18 protein-coding genes are annotated in these 14,157 nt (G+C 51.8%); 2 read left to right on the forward strand and 16 right to left on the reverse strand.

Features of this window, described 5'->3' with window-relative positions; translation table 11 throughout:
* Positions 1-5: 5 nt before the first annotated feature.
* From ychF to rsmG, 6 genes are all read right to left on the reverse strand, one after another.
* A complete protein-coding gene (gene ychF, locus ACYVUU_RS10185; protein WP_439775596.1) occupies positions 6-1,106 on the reverse strand; it encodes a redox-regulated ATPase YchF in 1,101 nt (366 codons plus the stop codon).
* Between the two features lie 76 nt (positions 1,107-1,182).
* Positions 1,183-1,446, reverse strand: coding sequence for a DUF951 domain-containing protein (locus ACYVUU_RS10190; protein WP_484500811.1), 264 nt, complete (start codon positions 1,444-1,446; stop codon positions 1,183-1,185).
* Positions 1,439-2,332, reverse strand: coding sequence for a ParB/RepB/Spo0J family partition protein (locus ACYVUU_RS10195; RefSeq protein WP_484500812.1), 894 nt, complete (start codon positions 2,330-2,332; stop codon positions 1,439-1,441). Before ACYVUU_RS10195 ends, ACYVUU_RS10190 begins: the two co-directional genes overlap by 8 nt.
* Positions 2,310-3,089, reverse strand: coding sequence for a ParA family protein (locus ACYVUU_RS10200; protein ID WP_003621113.1), 780 nt, complete (start codon positions 3,087-3,089; stop codon positions 2,310-2,312). The genes ACYVUU_RS10195 and ACYVUU_RS10200 overlap by 23 nt, the downstream gene beginning before the upstream one ends.
* A 1-nt stretch (position 3,090) precedes the next feature.
* Positions 3,091-3,915, reverse strand: a complete 825-nt coding sequence (noc, locus tag ACYVUU_RS10205) for a nucleoid occlusion protein (protein WP_484500813.1) — start codon at positions 3,913-3,915, stop codon at positions 3,091-3,093.
* An 18-nt stretch (positions 3,916-3,933) separates the two neighbouring features.
* A complete protein-coding gene (gene rsmG, locus ACYVUU_RS10210; RefSeq protein ID WP_439775600.1) occupies positions 3,934-4,653 on the reverse strand; it encodes a 16S rRNA (guanine(527)-N(7))-methyltransferase RsmG in 720 nt (239 codons plus the stop codon).
* A 163-nt stretch (positions 4,654-4,816) separates the two neighbouring features.
* On the opposite strand from rsmG, the gene ACYVUU_RS10215 reads away from it, so the two are divergent.
* Positions 4,817-5,341, forward strand: a complete 525-nt coding sequence (locus ACYVUU_RS10215) for a CvpA family protein (protein ID WP_439775601.1) — start codon at positions 4,817-4,819, stop codon at positions 5,339-5,341.
* 44 nt (positions 5,342-5,385) lie between these two features.
* On the opposite strand, the gene ACYVUU_RS10220 is transcribed toward ACYVUU_RS10215, so the two are convergent.
* From ACYVUU_RS10220 to ACYVUU_RS10240, 5 genes are all read right to left on the reverse strand, one after another.
* On the reverse strand, positions 5,386-6,345 hold the full coding sequence (locus tag ACYVUU_RS10220) for an FAD:protein FMN transferase (RefSeq protein ID WP_439775602.1): 960 nt from the start codon (positions 6,343-6,345) through the stop codon (positions 5,386-5,388).
* A 12-nt stretch (positions 6,346-6,357) separates the two neighbouring features.
* Entirely contained in the window at positions 6,358-7,140 is a 783-nt protein-coding gene (locus tag ACYVUU_RS10225; RefSeq protein ID WP_439775603.1) for a tyrosine-protein phosphatase, read from the reverse strand.
* A 98-nt stretch (positions 7,141-7,238) separates the two neighbouring features.
* The gene (locus ACYVUU_RS10230) at positions 7,239-7,787 is read right to left on the reverse strand and encodes an NADPH-dependent FMN reductase (RefSeq protein ID WP_439775604.1); all 549 of its coding nucleotides are present in this window, start codon (positions 7,785-7,787) and stop codon (positions 7,239-7,241) included.
* A gap of 16 nt (positions 7,788-7,803) precedes the next feature.
* Positions 7,804-8,343, reverse strand: coding sequence for an NAD(P)H-dependent oxidoreductase (locus tag ACYVUU_RS10235; protein ID WP_439775605.1), 540 nt, complete (start codon positions 8,341-8,343; stop codon positions 7,804-7,806).
* Between the two features lie 135 nt (positions 8,344-8,478).
* Positions 8,479-9,021 carry a TetR/AcrR family transcriptional regulator gene (locus ACYVUU_RS10240; protein WP_439775606.1) on the reverse strand — a complete coding sequence of 181 codons (543 nt, stop codon included), beginning with the start codon at positions 9,019-9,021 and terminating at the stop codon, positions 8,479-8,481.
* A gap of 277 nt (positions 9,022-9,298) precedes the next feature.
* Between ACYVUU_RS10240 and ACYVUU_RS10245 the strand changes: the two genes are divergently transcribed.
* The gene (locus ACYVUU_RS10245; protein ID WP_484500814.1) at positions 9,299-10,699 is read left to right on the forward strand and encodes a C69 family dipeptidase; all 1,401 of its coding nucleotides are present in this window, start codon (positions 9,299-9,301) and stop codon (positions 10,697-10,699) included.
* A 76-nt stretch (positions 10,700-10,775) separates the two neighbouring features.
* Here ACYVUU_RS10245 and ACYVUU_RS10250 read toward each other — a convergent pair whose 3' ends face one another.
* The 5 genes from ACYVUU_RS10250 to ACYVUU_RS10270 all read right to left on the reverse strand — a co-directional run bounded on the left by ACYVUU_RS10250 (position 10,776) and on the right by ACYVUU_RS10270 (position 14,090).
* Positions 10,776-11,237 (reverse strand): hypothetical protein, encoded by a 462-nt coding sequence (locus ACYVUU_RS10250; protein ID WP_484500815.1) that lies wholly within the window; start codon positions 11,235-11,237, stop codon positions 10,776-10,778.
* Positions 11,221-11,883 carry an ABC transporter ATP-binding protein gene (locus ACYVUU_RS10255; RefSeq protein WP_484500816.1) on the reverse strand — a complete coding sequence of 221 codons (663 nt, stop codon included), beginning with the start codon at positions 11,881-11,883 and terminating at the stop codon, positions 11,221-11,223. The genes ACYVUU_RS10250 and ACYVUU_RS10255 overlap by 17 nt, the downstream gene beginning before the upstream one ends.
* 31 nt (positions 11,884-11,914) lie before the next feature.
* Entirely contained in the window at positions 11,915-12,613 is a 699-nt protein-coding gene (locus tag ACYVUU_RS10260; protein WP_484500817.1) for a hypothetical protein, read from the reverse strand.
* Positions 12,600-13,394: a hypothetical protein gene (locus ACYVUU_RS10265; protein ID WP_484500818.1), complete on the reverse strand. Its 795-nt coding sequence runs from the start codon at positions 13,392-13,394 to the stop codon at positions 12,600-12,602. The genes ACYVUU_RS10260 and ACYVUU_RS10265 overlap by 14 nt, the downstream gene beginning before the upstream one ends.
* Before the next feature lie 198 nt (positions 13,395-13,592).
* Positions 13,593-14,090, reverse strand: a complete 498-nt coding sequence (locus tag ACYVUU_RS10270; protein ID WP_484500819.1) for a PTS sugar transporter subunit IIA — start codon at positions 14,088-14,090, stop codon at positions 13,593-13,595.
* Between the last annotated feature and the right edge of the window lie 67 nt (positions 14,091-14,157).

The raw sequence follows: 14,157 nt of genomic DNA on the forward strand, positions 1-14,157 counted from the left end.
CTGTCTTATACGTTAAATCTGAATTCGATGATGTCGCCGTCCTGGACTTCGTAGTCCTTGCCTTCCAGGCGGACTCTGCCAGCTTCCTTGATCTTCTGCATGCTTTCGTACTTGTCCAGGTCTTCGAAGGAAACGACTTCGGCCCGGATGAAGCCCCGTTCAAAGTCGGAGTGGATGACCCCGGCGACTTGCGGCGCCTTCATGCCCTGGTGGAAGGTCCAGGCCCGGGTTTCCTTGCCCCCGGCCGTAAAGAAGGTTCTAAGACCCAGCAGGTGGTAGGCAGCCCGGATCAAACGGTCCAAACCGGATTCTTCCACCCCTTCAGCTGCCAGCATTTCTGCCTTTTCTTCATCGTCCAGGCCGGCGATTTCTTCTTCGATGGCCGCGGAGATGCCCAGGCAGCCAGCGCCTTCCTTGTCGGCGTGGGCCTTGACGATTTGGTAGTACTTGTCGCTTTCCGGATCAGCCATGGATTCTTCAGCGATGTTGGCCACGTAAATGACTGGCTTGGAAGTCAAGAGGAAGAGGCCCTTGACGATCTTGGCTTCGTCGTCATTGAACTTGATGGACCGGACCGGGTCGCCGGCTTCCAGAACTGGCTTGATCTTTTGCAGGACATTGTATTCAGCCATGGCTTCCTTGTCCTTTTGCTGGGCCATCTTCTGCACCTTGCCGATCCGGCGGTCAACTGAGTCCAGGTCAGCGTAGATCAGTTCCAGGTTGATGGTGTCGATGTCTTCTTCCGGGTCAACCTTGCCGGAGACGGAAGTGATGTTTTCATCGTCAAAAGCCCGGACCACGTGCACGATGGCGTCGGTTTGGCGGATGTTTTCCAGGAACTTGTTGCCCAGGCCTTCACCCTTGGAAGCCCCCTTGACCAAGCCGGCGATGTCGGTGAATTCAAAAGTCGTGTGGACGACCTTCTTGGCCGGGATCAGTTCCTGGATTCTGGCCAGGCGCTTGTCCGGCACTTCAACCATCCCCACGTTTGGTTCAATAGTCGCGAATGGGTAGTTGGCCATTTCCGCGCCCGCCTTGGTAATTGCGTTAAACAGAGTTGACTTGCCGACGTTTGGCAAACCGACGATACCAGCAGTTAAAGCCATATTTTGTAATTCCTCTTTCTTGTTTTTTCTTGCTTGCGTGTTTAATTCTTGGCCTTTTGGCCAGATTAGTCAATGCCTAGCCGAAATTTGGCCGGGCGATGTCTTCCTTTGGCACGTAAAAATCGCTCTTCAGGTTGACGGGATCATTGCTCTTGGCTAAGAGCTTCTTGACCTTCTTGTTGAAGTCAGCCCGCGGCATCATGACCACATGCCCGCAGCCCATGCATTTGAGGCGGATGTCGGCGCCCAGGCGCAGGACCTCCCAGTTGTTGGTCTGGCAAGCGTGGGGCTTCTTCATTTCAACCGTGTCCGCCAAGTCAAAAGTAAAATTTTTAGTCATCGAGATTCACACCTAACAAATCCAGAATCCGGTTCAATTCATCCGGGGAAGCAAAGTCAATTGACAAGTGCCCCTTCCCCGTCTTGTTTTCAGTAATGCTTACCGGCGAGCCGAACTTGGCCGCCAATTGGCTTTCGCTGGCCCGGACAAAGGCCGACTTGCCAGCATTCTTTTTCTTCTGCTTCTGCCCGCGCTCGTTCATCTTGGCCACCAGCGCCTCAACCTTGCGGACCGGCATCCCTTCCTTGACCACCCGCTTGGCCAGTTCATCGATTCTGTCCTTGTCCTTCAAGCCCAGGAGGGTTCTGGCCTGGCCCATGGACAATTCCCCTCTTTGCAAAAGGCCCTTGGTCTTCTGCGGCAGGGTAAGCAGGCGGAGGTAGTTGGTGATGTAAGGACGGGACTTGCCCATCTTCTTGGAAACCTCTTCCTGGGTCAGGCCCAGGTTCTTTTGCAGCATTTCATAAGCCTGGGCTTCTTCCAAAGGAGTCAGGTCTTCCCGCTGCAGATTTTCCAGGATGGCCACTTCCATCATCTGGCTTTCGTCAAACTGGCGGATGATGGCCGGGATGGTAGCCTGGCCGGCTAATTCGGAAGCCCGGCAGCGGCGCTCACCGGCGATGATTTCGTAGCCGCCGACTGACCGGCGGACGATGATCGGCTGCAGAACCCCGTTTTCCTTGATGGATTCGGCCAGTTCGGCCAGCTTCTTTTCGTCGAAGTTCTTCCGCGGCTGGTAAGGGTTGGGCCGGACTTCTGCCAGAGGCAGGTCTTCGATTTCCTCGGCCGGCTTTGCCTGGGGCTCTTCTTCAAAAAGCGCCCCCAAGCCCCGGCCCAGGCCGCCCTTCTTCTTTTCCTGTTTCTTATTTCTTGAGTCTCTTGCCATGAGCCTTCAGCACCTCTTTTGCTAAGTCATCATAAACCTTGGCCCCGCGCGAACTTGGCGCGTATTCCGTGATTGCCTCCCCATAGCTTGGCGCTTCGGCCAGCTTGGTAATGCGCGGGATGATCGTCTTGTAGACCCGGTCGCCGAAATATTCCTTGACCTGCTGGACCACGTCAGCCCCCAGGTTGGTCCGGGCATCCAGCATGGTCAAAAGGACCCCTTCCACGCCCAGGTCCTTGTTGAAGTGCTTCTGGACTAAGCGGATGGTGTTGAGCAGCTGGCTCAGCCCTTCCATAGCGTAGTATTCGCTTTGGACCGGAATCAAAATCGACTGGCTGGCCGTAAAGGCGTTGATGGACAATTGCCCCAAAGAAGGAGGACAGTCGATAAAGACGAAGTCATACTTGTCGCCCAAGTCTTCAATGGCCCCCTTCAAGCGGGTTTCCCGGGCCATCATGCTGATCAGCTCGGTTTCCGCCCCGGCCAGATTGATCGTGGCCGGCACGATGTCCAGCTTCTTGCTGCTGGTCGGCTTGATGGCTGAGGCAATCGGGATTTCATCGATTAAGACATTATAGATGTCGTACTCGATGGTTGACTTCTCAATCCCCAAGCCTGAGGTGGCATTGCCCTGCGGGTCAATGTCGACAATCAATACCTTGTAGCCTCTCTTAGCAATGGAGGCGGCCAAATTGATGGTCGTCGTGGTTTTGCCAACGCCGCCCTTCTGGTTGGCGACTGCAATGACGCTGCCCATGCTAGTCCTCCTTTTTCTTTCTCTGATTCTTCATCACAATGGTGATCTGGTATTCATCCGGGCTCTTGGCCTCGGTGATTTTGACTTTCACGCCGGATTCCTTGGCCAGTTTGACCGCCTGCTTGATCGTGTTGATCTGCAGCTGCATGTCCCGATCATAGCGGACCACCGGCTTCTTTTTAACAACCGGCTTAGGATTGGCCAGCTTAACCGCCCGCTCTTCCGTCTCTTTCACGCTGAGGCCCTGCTCGGTGACCTCCTTGGCCAATTTCACCTGGTCTTCCTCGCTTAAGCCCAAGATGGCCCGGCCGTGGCGGGCGCTAAGGTCGCCTTTGGCCAAAAGTTCTTGCACGGGTTCGGCCAGCTTGAGCAGGCGGAGCTTATTGGCCACGTAAGACTGGGACTTGCCTATGTCCTGGGCCAGCTGGGTCTGGGTCAAGTCGTTGAGCTCCATCAATTGCTCATAAGCCTGGGCCTCATCGATTGGGTTCAGGTTTTCCCTTTGCAGGTTTTCAATCAAGGCCAAAGAAGCGGTCTGCTGGTCATCGAGATTGTTCACGATGGCCGGGATCTTTTCCCAGCCCAGGCTCTTAGCCGCCCGGAAGCGGCGCTCGCCGGCGATGATTTCGTAGCCGCCCTGGTCCTGGCGGACAATGATCGGCTGCAAGAGCCCTTCTTCTTGCAAGGTCTGGGCCAATTGCTGGATGGAATCGTCGCTAAAAGTCCTTCTTGGCTGGTAGCGGTTCGGATGGATTTCCGCTAAAGGCAGGTCCTGGACCTGCTTGTTTTGGGGAATTTCATTTCGATGGAAAAAACCAAAAGCCATTTGGGAACCTCCAAAAAACTACAAGGGTTTCCGGTTCGGCGTGCCTGCCTGGCGCGGGTACTTGCCCGGAGTTGCCTTGACCTTGTCAATCAGGACGAGGGTCCTTTCTTCATCGCTGCCCGGCAAGGTGAAGACCCGGCTGAAGACAGCTTCGCCGCCCAGTTTCTTCAGGGCATTCTTGGCGTCTTCCAGCTCTTCGTCAGCCCGCGGGCCCTTTAAAGCCAGGAACTTGCCGCCGACTTTGGCCAGGGGTAGGCAGTATTCGCTTAAAACGCTCATTCTGGCCACGGCCCGGGCGGTTACCAGGTCAAACTTTTCCCGGTAGTCCGGGTTCTGCCCTACATCTTCGGCTCGGCCGTGCACCAAGTTCACGCCTTCGATGCCAAGTTTCTCCAGCAAGTCGGACAAGAAGTTCAGCCGCTTGCCTAAAGAGTCAACGATGGTGACTTCCAGGTCCGGGCGGAGAATCTTGATCGGCAGTGACGGAAAGCCGGCCCCGGCCCCGACATCGCAGAGCTTGGCCCCTTCGCTAAAGACCTCTGGCCAGAGCAAAAGCGGGGTCACGCTGTCGTAGAAGTGCTTGAGGTAGACCTCGTCTTCGTCCGTGATCCGGGTAAGGTTGACATGTTCGTTGACCCGGACCAATTCCTTAAAATATGTTTTAAATTGTTGCTCTTGGACAGGAGACAACTTAAAATTAGATTTTGACAATGTTTCTGCAAAAAGTTCAGGATTCATTCTTTCACCTGTGAAACTGTGTTTCACACCCTTAAATGTAACGCAAAAAGCAATCTTGCGCAAAAAAATGTTACACAAACTATCTTAACAATTATGGATTATTTTTGCTTGAAGGTCAAAAATAATCCTTGGAAAATTACAGCTAAAAACAAAGGATAAAAAGATGCTCTTAGTTATTTTCGTCATTCTCTATATCGCCTGGCAGACCTACAAGGGCTACCACGTAGGTTTCTCCAAGCGGATCGTCAACCTGATCTTCGCCGGTCTGGTCTTCATGCTGGCCATTATGCTGCAAAACCCAATCGGCAATCTGATCTACACCCAGTTCGTCCAAGGACAGGCGGGGGACTCCAGCATGGTCTTGCAGGCCTGCCGCTTCGGGGCCTTCTTCGCCCTCTTCTTCATCCTCAAGCAGGTCGCCAAGATCTTCAAGGCCTGGCTGCCAGATCAAGAGACCAAGACTGGTTTCACGGCCACTTTGGACCACATCGCCGGGGCCATCGTTTCTTTCGTGGCCTCCTACTTCTTCATGTATGTGGTCCTGTCCATCCTCAACTCAGTCGGCGTCAGTCAGCTGAGCCAGATGATCAGCGATTCCCAGCTGCTCAGTTTCATCGTCAACGACACGCCAGGTCTGTCAACCGGGGTCTTCAAGACTCTCTTCAGCGTCAGCCGAACTACTGCCTAAAAAAAGCAGCTTCACCAGAAGGTGAGGCTGCTTTTCGTTTTCTTTTAGTAATCCAGGCCGACTTTTTCTACCCGTTCATCGTTATAAACGTAAACGGCGCCTAAGCGGCGGCGGTTGACCCAGCCAGCAATTGGCTGACCGGCAAAGAAGCAGCGCTTGCACTCAATTTCCGCGTCAACGGAATTCTTGGTGAAGGTCGTCACCCCGGCAATGTTGGTTTCCACCGGGTAGCCGGTCCGGGAGTCGATCAAGTGGTGGTACTTGTGGCCATCCACTTCCAAGAAGCGCTCATAAGTCCCGCTGGTGACCACGGAGCATTCCGGGATCATCATGGCCGTGATGTTTTCTCCCCGCGGCTTCAATGGATCCTGGACGCCTACCGTCCACATCCCGTTGGCCCGCTTTGGACAAGGGTTGACGAAGAGGACGTTGCCGCCTAAGTTGATGATGCCGGCTTCGACCCCGTAGGCCCGCCAGAGGTCCCGGATCCGGTCGGCCGTCCAGCCCTTGGCGATCCCGCCCAAGTCCAGCTCCATGCCTTCCTGCTTCAAAAAGACCGTGTGGTCATCGTCGTTTAATTCGACTTGCCAAGGATCGATCAGCTTCATTTTCTCTTTGATTTCCGCGTCACTTGGCACGCGGGCGTCCTTAAAGCCGATGGACCAGAGCTTGACGAGCGGGCCAATCAAGGCGTTAAAGCCGAAGTTTTCCCGGCTGGTCTCAACGGCCAGCTTAATCAAGCCGTAAACGCTGCTGGAGACCTGGACAGGCTCCTTGCCTGCTTGATCATTGACCCTGGTGACTTCTGAAAGGCCGTAGCGGGGGTCATCCGGTTTGCGGTTGACCGTCAGCAGGTCTTCAAAGTGGTCGATCAAGGCCTTGGTCTGGTCCAGGATCTTTTCCGGGTCTTCCCTTGCCCCGTAGATCTGCAGGCTGATGTGGGTCCCCATGGCCCTGTGTTGGGCCATGACTTGGTCAGTTGATATGTATTTGATGATTTCCATTTTTAAAAATCCTTACTCTTCTAGATACTTGGCCCGGAGCTGGTCCCGGAGGGCCGAGCTGACGCCCAATTGCCGGGTCAAAAAGGCTTCCATGCCGCCGTACTCCTGGTTGATGGTGATCAAGGCGCTGTCTAAGTACTCATTGTTCACCGTGCCCAGTGACCGGAGGTTGGCCCGCTGAACCAGGCTTTCCCCGTTTTCCCGGGCTTCCTTGTCCCTTTTGGCCCGGTAGCCGTTAAGGCAGGGAGCGGATAAAAGATAGTCCTGGCGGATGGTTTCCTGGTCAACCCCTAAGACTGTCAGCAAAAAGACGGTCGCCAGGCCCGTCCTGTCCTTGCCTTCTGAGCAGTGGTAGATGGTCCCGCCTTCTGCTTCAGCAAGATAAGCCAGCACTTGGCCAAAGGCCGCCTGGGCGTGCTTTTCCGTCACCATCAGCCGGTAGCTCTCCACCATGTGACGGAAGCCCGCCAAGGGGTCTAAGCTATACTGCTTGGCTAATTCCGCCAGGCTGGCCGCTGCCTTGGTCTGGTCCCGGCTGTTGACGGGAATATTGACGTTCTGGATGCCGGCCAGCTGCTTGTCCGGCCGCTTGCGGCACTCTTGGGGAGAACGGAGGTCGATGATGGTTTTGACCCCGCGGGCCCGCAAATAGTCAGCATCCTCCTCGCTGATCGCCGCGACCATCCCGGTCCGCAGCAAAAGTCCGGCCTTGATCCTCCTGCCGGCAAAGCCGGTATAGCCGCCAAGGTCCCGCGGATTGCGGACCGTTTTCAAGGGTAAAAGCTCCATTGCCATCTTTTTCTCCTCCTTCACTTTCTCCCTACAATTTTAAACCAAAACAAGGCGGAAGCGCCAAGCCACCGCCTTGTTTTTAGATTTTTGCTTTTTCGTCCTTACTTCTTAGCTTGTTCTACGAAAGCAAAGAAGGCTTCCATGACCTTGTCCAGTTGGGCGATTGAAGCTTCGTCAACCAGGTCGCCGCTTTCCTTGTCAAAGCTGCTGTAAGCCCGGCCGATCAGCAATTCGTTGCCTGGCAAAACGTTGGCCGTCATGTCTGGTGACAGCAGGATTTCCCGAGCATCTTCCTGGGCGCGGGAAGCGCCTTGGCCGCCCAAGGACACGCCGACAACGCAAACTGGCTTGTAGGCCATGACCTTGCTGCCAGCGTGGCTGCCCAGCCATTCCAAAGCACTCTTCAAAGCGGCTGGGATACCGTGGTCGTATTCTGGAGTAGCGATGATCAAGCCGTCAGCCTGGTCAACCTTTTCCCGCCAAGCAGAAACTCTGGCGTCAGCTTGCCCTTCCTTGTAGAAGGCTGGCAGGTCGCCAATTTCAGCGACTTCGATTTCCGCCTTATCGCCAAAGCGCTTGGCGATGAACTGGCAGAGCAGACGGTTGAAAGAAAAATCGGCATTAGTTCCGACAATAGCTAATAATTTCATTTGGCAATCCCCCCACTTACTTCGTGATTTGTGCGTACCAGGCGTCGACTTCGTCAAAGAAGTGTTCCAGGAAGTCAACGGTGCCGGAAATCTTCAAATCGCCATTTTCGTCAAAGGCAGAAGCTGCCCCGCCCATCATGAATTCGTCGTCGTTGAAGACAACTGGGTGCAGGCCTGGGGAAGCCAAAATCGTCTTCAGCTTGGTCTGTGACCGGGCAGCCCCTTGGGCCAGCGGTGAAGTTGACACAACAACAACCGGCTTGCCATTAAACGGGTGGGAGTTGGTTGACAGCCATTCCAGGGCACTCTTCAGAGCACTGGTTACTGAGTGCTGTTGTTCCGGTGACCCGATCAAAACCAGGTCAGCGGCGGCAACTTGCTCACTCAATTTGGCCACGTCGGCCGGGTCTTCCTGGCCTTCCTTAAACATCGGCAACCCCTTCACGGTCGCGAATTCAAAATCATACTTATCAGCGAAGTGCTTGGCAATGAACTTCAGCAGCATTTCGTTGTAAGACTTGTCAGCGTTAGATCCGTTAAGAGCTAAAACTTTCATAAAAACCACCTTTCAGATTTTCCATTACTCCCCTTATTATACCCAAATTAAAGGGATTTCAGCAGGCTTTTTGTGAAAAAATTACAAGGATAGAAAGACCCAATCGATAGAAGGATTTTTTTAATGGATTAGCGGTCAAAAAAGGGTCTCCAGCTGCCGCCTGATAATCCGGACAAAGTTGTCCTGGTCGTAGTCAATCAAGCCATCGACCAGCATTACAGCCAGGCCGTTGGTGATGATCCAGTTGAGGGCAATCACGCGCTTCTCCAAGTCAGAGTCAAAATCGCGCTGGTACTGCTCATGCAGCTTGCTGCGGCCCAAATCCATCAAAATGTCGCGGATCAAGTCATCGCCGAATTCACCATTGACGAAAATCGTTGAGAACAGGTTCCGGTGGTCGCGGGCAAATTGCAGGTAGGACAAGTCGACATCATATAAGGGCTCATCAATAAATTTCTTCTGCAGGATTTCATCGCGCAAGGTGTAGGAGACGCGCTTAAGCACTTCCTTGCGCAGGCCATCCATGTTCTTGAATTCCAAATAGATCGGCTGGGTTGAAAAGTGGCCAGTTTGGGCAATGCTGCGGGCGGTCAGGTTCTCGATCCCGTTGGTCAAGGCCTTCTTGTAGGCGATGTCCAATATTCGCTCGCGATTAATTTCTTTCCTTCTGGCCATCATTTACTCCACCTAATTTCATCATATTCTGCTAACACTTTTAATACTTCATTCCTAACAAAAAACGTTTTTTACACTGGACTTTATTAGACTAAGCTAATGAATCAAGACTACCCAGCCTATAAAAAACGTTTATTCGTACTAATTTATATATTAGCACAATATTTAGGGACAGGCGTATTTTTAGGGAAAAGTTAAGAAGATGAGGCGGCTTGTCTGCCGGGGAAGGCAAAATAAGGTAAAATTTAAACAAAAGCAAATGGAGAAAAGAGGACAATTTATGACTACACACGGACGTTCATCCTGTACTTCAATCTTGATCGGGAAAAAGGCCAGCCTTGACGGCAGCGTGATTATCGGCCGCAACGAGGACTCACGGACGGCCTGGCCTAAGCACCTGGCCTTCCACCAGCGGCAAGAAGGAGCCCAGACTTTCAAGTCACATGATAACAAGTTCACAATTGACTTGCCGGAGGAAGCCTTTGCATATTCATCCACGCCAGAATGGACGAAAAAGTACGGGCTTTTTGAAGAAGACGGAATCAATGAATTCCATGTGGCGATGAGTGCTACGGAAAGTGCTTATGCCAACGAACGGGTTCTGGCCATCGACCCCTTTGATACCGAAAAGGGCCTTTTGGAAGAAGCCATGGTAACCATCGTTTTGCCTTACGTCAAGACGGCGCAAGAAGGGGTCAAGCGCTTGGGCGAGATCGTGGAAAAGTACGGGGCTGCTGAATCAAACGGGATTCTGTTTGCGGACAGAGACGAGGCCTGGTACTTGGAAATCGGGTCAGGCCACCACTGGGTTGCCCAGAGAATTCCGGATGACTCCTACACGGTAGTGGCCAACCAGCTGTCAATTCAGGAGATCGACTTTAACGATCCGGCCAACTTCCTTTATTCAGCCGGTCTGCAAGAGTTCGTTTATGACCACCAGCTTTGGCCACAGGAAGCCAAGTTCAACTGGCGGGAGATTTTTGGCACGAGAAGCGAGAGCGACCTGCACTACAACACCCCGCGGGTTTGGTACGGGCAGAAGCTGCTGACCCCATCAGTTAAGCAAGAGCCGCAATCTTTTGACTTGCCATTTATTCAAAAGGCGGACCGGCCGCTGAGCATCCAGGACGCACAGGCGGTGCTGGCCAGCCACTACAGCGACACGGATTACGACTTGACCAACCCGAAGAACGCGGGTCAGGCCACCTTCCGGCCGATCGGGGTGGCAACGACCCAGGAATCCCACCTCTTGCAGCTTAAGGGCGAGGACATGTACCACTGGCTGGCCATGGGGGTTACGGCGCAGAGCGTCTACATTCCCTTCTTCCCGCAGGGGACCAAGGTGCCTTACATGTGGGGCAACGGCAAGGTCGACTACAGCCCGAACTCTGCCTACTGGATCTTCAAGTTGGCCGGAGTCCTGGTTGACCGGAACTGGAATAAGTACGGCAAGGAACTGGCTAATGCCCAGACTGAAGCCAAGGAAAAGGTCCTGCGCTTGCGGTATGAATACGACCAGAAGCTGCACGCTGACCCAAGCCAGGCCACGGCGATCGCGGATGAGGCCAATGCCAAGATGGCCAAGACGGTGACGGATATTTACAACAAGCTGATCAGCAGCTTGATTACCCAGCAGACGGGCGATTCCCCGCTCAGCTTCCAGATGGATCCGAACTTGTAAAAAAGCATATTAAAAAAGGCGTGAACCCGCATCCCTGTAGCGTTCACGCCTTTTTTGCCGTTCTAGCTTCTATTTCCTATTTCTGTAGATTGAAATGATATTTGACGTACTTGCCTTTTTTCGGGTTAACGAGCAGGTAGAGATATTGCTCATTGCCGTTTTTCGAGGCTTTAACCTGGACCTTGTTTACGCCGGATCGCAGGTGGCTAGTTGCTTGCCCATTGATTTTTAAAGAGTCGATCATGGTCGTTCCCTCTTTCAGTCCTTGATAAAGGTAGAAATCATTTCTGGACAGCTTCTGCCCGGTCTTGGCCTTGACGTAGATAGTTGCCAGGTAGCTATCGCCTTCAGTCTTGCCCTGCCCGCTTTTGACAGCCAGATTTTGGCTGATCTCGCTATAGGCAGTCTGACTGACTTCAATTTGAGAGACCTGCAAGTTCCGATAGACTTGGTCGATATGCTTTTTGCTTAGAAAAAGGCCCAGCAGGCACAAGAGCAAGATTGCAGAGAACCAGATTCCTTTATGCTTCAGCTTCATGGTTTTGCTCCAATTCTTTGACAATCTTGCCTTCGCTGTAGACGAAGATGTGGTCGGCGACCCGGTTAAGGAAGTCTTTGTCGTGACTGGAGACGAGGATGGTCTTGTCCTGGTCCTTCAATTCCAGCAGGAGCCGGGCCAAAAAATCCTGCCCGTCTTCATCGAGGGCATTGGTTGGCTCATCGAAAAGGAGGATCTGCTTGTCGCCTAGGAGGGCGGCGGCGATCAAAAGCCGCTGCCGCATGCCCAGAGAATACTCTTTCAGTTTCAAGGGATTGGCTGGATCCAGGCCTACCCGCTGCAAGATTGCCTCCGCCTGGCTGCTTTGGTCATCGTTCAAGACTTTGAGCAGATTGAGGTTTTCCAAGCCGGTTTTGTCTTCTAACAGGCCGTATTCAGAAATCGCGAAGCCGGTGTCTGGGGCAAAGATGACGTCCTGGCGGATTTTTTTGCCCAAAACTTTGACAGTTCCGGAGTTTGGCCGGATAAAGCCGAGGATGGTTTTGAAGGTCACGGACTTGCCTGACCCGTTGGGGCCTCTGAAGCCATAGATTTTGCCAGTATCAATGCTGAAGGAAACGTCATCAAGAGCCAGTTTGTTTTTAAAGCGCTTGGTGACATGGTCACCTTCTATAATTTTCGTCATTTTTTACTCCAAAGAAAAATCGATATTATCGTTAGGCATATTGAACCATCTGGTAAAAAGCCCGGCTACCCAAACAACAATAAAGCAGAAAGCCATAAATCAGATAAATCAGCGGGTCAAACACAAAGAATGTATTATCGATCAGATTTACCAAGCCGTGAGCCAAGAAGAGGGACCAGCCCAGCTTAGCTATGCAAAGGGTATCCAGTAAGAGCAAAACTTCAACTGCAGCCCCTGCCTTTAGTTTATCGATCAAGAAGACCAGAGTGTTTAAAGAGAGAATCAAGACAAAGACACCCAAGAAGTGGGCCAGCAATATGATTATTTCTGAATCAACCTGCGGAGCTATTGGTGCTTTCGTCACGAAAGCAGAAATCAAGCTGCCGATCAATAAACTGATGATGAGCAAAAACATTTCAAAAAGGGTATAGATCAGCAAGTACTGGCGCAGCCGTTTTCTTAAAGCTAAATAGAAAAATTCAACGCTTTGAGGGCGGCTGAAGAAAAGCAGGCTGCTGACTATCAGCAAAGGGGCGATGAAGTAGAGCTGATTGTGGAGGTTGGTAACAGTTAGGCGGACATTGCTCAAGGCCGGCGTGCCAGGGGCAACGATCTTGTTATGCATCAAAAACAAAGCAGTATAAACCAAAACCCAAATTATCACAAACGAGATGCTTTTTATCGCCAGCCAGGCCCCGCTCTTTTGCCGCAAATAGTTAACTAAAGGCATGGCGTCTTACCCCGTAGAAATAGATTAAGCTGAACAAAAGCGCCCCTAAGAGGAGTTCTGACAGGGCTGCCGTCAACGAAGGAATATAAAGCGGGCAAACCGGTATGACAAAGAGGTTTGGCGAAAGAAAAGCTTTATCTGTCGCGACGGAAAAAACATTGAAGATCAATGTGACTAAGAGAGCAGCAGCTACATCAGCAAAATAGTTGCTAATAAAGCACGTCACAGCCAAAGAGATGGTAGCGGCCAAGCCCCCGGCAAGTCCTGCCAGGAATAGGTAAAAAGCCACGTGCAGCAAGGGATTTGAATAGTACAAACCAGCAAGATAGGTTAAATCTGACGTAACACCCGCGCTCATATTCAGAAGAGGATCTGGCTTCATATTAGGCAAGGTGCAGTAAAACAAGACAAAATCCAAAAGCAGTGGCAAAGATACTGTCAAAAAGCCTGCCAAGAAACTGATCCCCAAGTGGGAAAAGCTGTACTTTACAACCCCTTGTTCCTTCACCGCATGCTTGATAAAGCCACTTTTTAGGTCTTGATAGAAAAGCTGGTTGGCTGTCAAGCAGGCTAACAACGGCAACAAAGTATAATAAAAAGTTGTCATAGCACCAACATCATAGCCAATCCACCGTGTATACGGTGTAAAAAATGCAACGTTTCCATCTAGTTGTGGCTTAATTACGTAATAGTCAGAAATAAAATGAAAAAGCACAATTATCGTGCCTATCGCTATCCCTACATACACTTTCGGCGACTTTAGTCGCTCTCTAATATACACAATCAACCTCCTCCATATTGAGCAATTAATAGTCAATGAAAATTATAATTCAGTCACTTTTTGTTTGCAAGTTAAGTTTTTATTTAGATAGCAATTACCTTTTTCTTATACCCAACAGTAAGATAACCAGATACAAGCACTAAACAAAACAGGCGTGAACCCGCATCCCTGCAGCGTTCACGCCTTTTTTCATCTAAATTAATGGTAGCTGATCGTCTGGACCGCTCTTTTGGCATTGATCTTCCTAAAGAAAACCGGTGCCGAGACACCTTTGAGGATCTGGTCGTTGGTATAAGTCACGATCACCGTGTCATCATAGCCAAGCCCGCGGAGCAGCTTGCGGTTCATGGTCGCCAATAGCTGCCCCTTTTTAACTTCCTGGCCGGCTTCAACTAAAATGTCGCAGCCGCCCCCGCCCAGCTCTACCGTGTTCAAGCCCAGGTGGATCAAGAGATCCAGCCCTTCCTTGGTCCGGATGCCGATCTCATGGTTGGTCGGAAACAAGGAAGTAACCGTGCCGTTCAAGGGAGCGTAGATCAAGTCGCTAGACGGCTGAACCGCGAAGCCCTCACCCAGTCCCTTGCTGGCAAAAATCTCATCGTTGACGTCCTCGAGCGGGAACAGCCTGCCCTGGACCGGAGCCAGAACCTTGCTCAGCCGGGCCTTGCTCTTTAGCAAATCAAAAATTCTAAACATAAATCAACCTCAAAATGATATTCAGACTAAAATATGTAAGCGCAATCATCACTGTCTAGTTTATCAT

Source organism: Lactobacillus sp. WILCCON 0058, assembly GCF_057198005.1.

Coding starts and splice junctions, on each gene's coding strand:
- ychF (WP_439775596.1), bottom strand. CDS start 1,106: ATGGCTTTAACTGCTGGTATCGTCGGTTTGCCAAACGTCGGCAAGTCA.
- ACYVUU_RS10190 (WP_484500811.1), bottom strand. CDS start 1,446: ATGACTAAAAATTTTACTTTTGACTTGGCGGACACGGTTGAAATGAAG.
- ACYVUU_RS10195 (WP_484500812.1), bottom strand. CDS start 2,332: ATGGCAAGAGACTCAAGAAATAAGAAACAGGAAAAGAAGAAGGGCGGC.
- ACYVUU_RS10200 (WP_003621113.1), bottom strand. CDS start 3,089: ATGGGCAGCGTCATTGCAGTCGCCAACCAGAAGGGCGGCGTTGGCAAA.
- noc (WP_484500813.1), bottom strand. CDS start 3,915: ATGGCTTTTGGTTTTTTCCATCGAAATGAAATTCCCCAAAACAAGCAG.
- rsmG (WP_439775600.1), bottom strand. CDS start 4,653: ATGAATCCTGAACTTTTTGCAGAAACATTGTCAAAATCTAATTTTAAG.
- ACYVUU_RS10215 (WP_439775601.1), top strand. CDS start 4,817: ATGCTCTTAGTTATTTTCGTCATTCTCTATATCGCCTGGCAGACCTAC.
- ACYVUU_RS10220 (WP_439775602.1), bottom strand. CDS start 6,345: ATGGAAATCATCAAATACATATCAACTGACCAAGTCATGGCCCAACAC.
- ACYVUU_RS10225 (WP_439775603.1), bottom strand. CDS start 7,140: ATGGCAATGGAGCTTTTACCCTTGAAAACGGTCCGCAATCCGCGGGAC.
- ACYVUU_RS10230 (WP_439775604.1), bottom strand. CDS start 7,787: ATGAAATTATTAGCTATTGTCGGAACTAATGCCGATTTTTCTTTCAAC.
- ACYVUU_RS10235 (WP_439775605.1), bottom strand. CDS start 8,343: ATGAAAGTTTTAGCTCTTAACGGATCTAACGCTGACAAGTCTTACAAC.
- ACYVUU_RS10240 (WP_439775606.1), bottom strand. CDS start 9,021: ATGATGGCCAGAAGGAAAGAAATTAATCGCGAGCGAATATTGGACATC.
- ACYVUU_RS10245 (WP_484500814.1), top strand. CDS start 9,299: ATGACTACACACGGACGTTCATCCTGTACTTCAATCTTGATCGGGAAA.
- ACYVUU_RS10250 (WP_484500815.1), bottom strand. CDS start 11,237: ATGAAGCTGAAGCATAAAGGAATCTGGTTCTCTGCAATCTTGCTCTTG.
- ACYVUU_RS10255 (WP_484500816.1), bottom strand. CDS start 11,883: ATGACGAAAATTATAGAAGGTGACCATGTCACCAAGCGCTTTAAAAAC.
- ACYVUU_RS10260 (WP_484500817.1), bottom strand. CDS start 12,613: ATGCCTTTAGTTAACTATTTGCGGCAAAAGAGCGGGGCCTGGCTGGCG.
- ACYVUU_RS10270 (WP_484500819.1), bottom strand. CDS start 14,090: ATGTTTAGAATTTTTGATTTGCTAAAGAGCAAGGCCCGGCTGAGCAAG.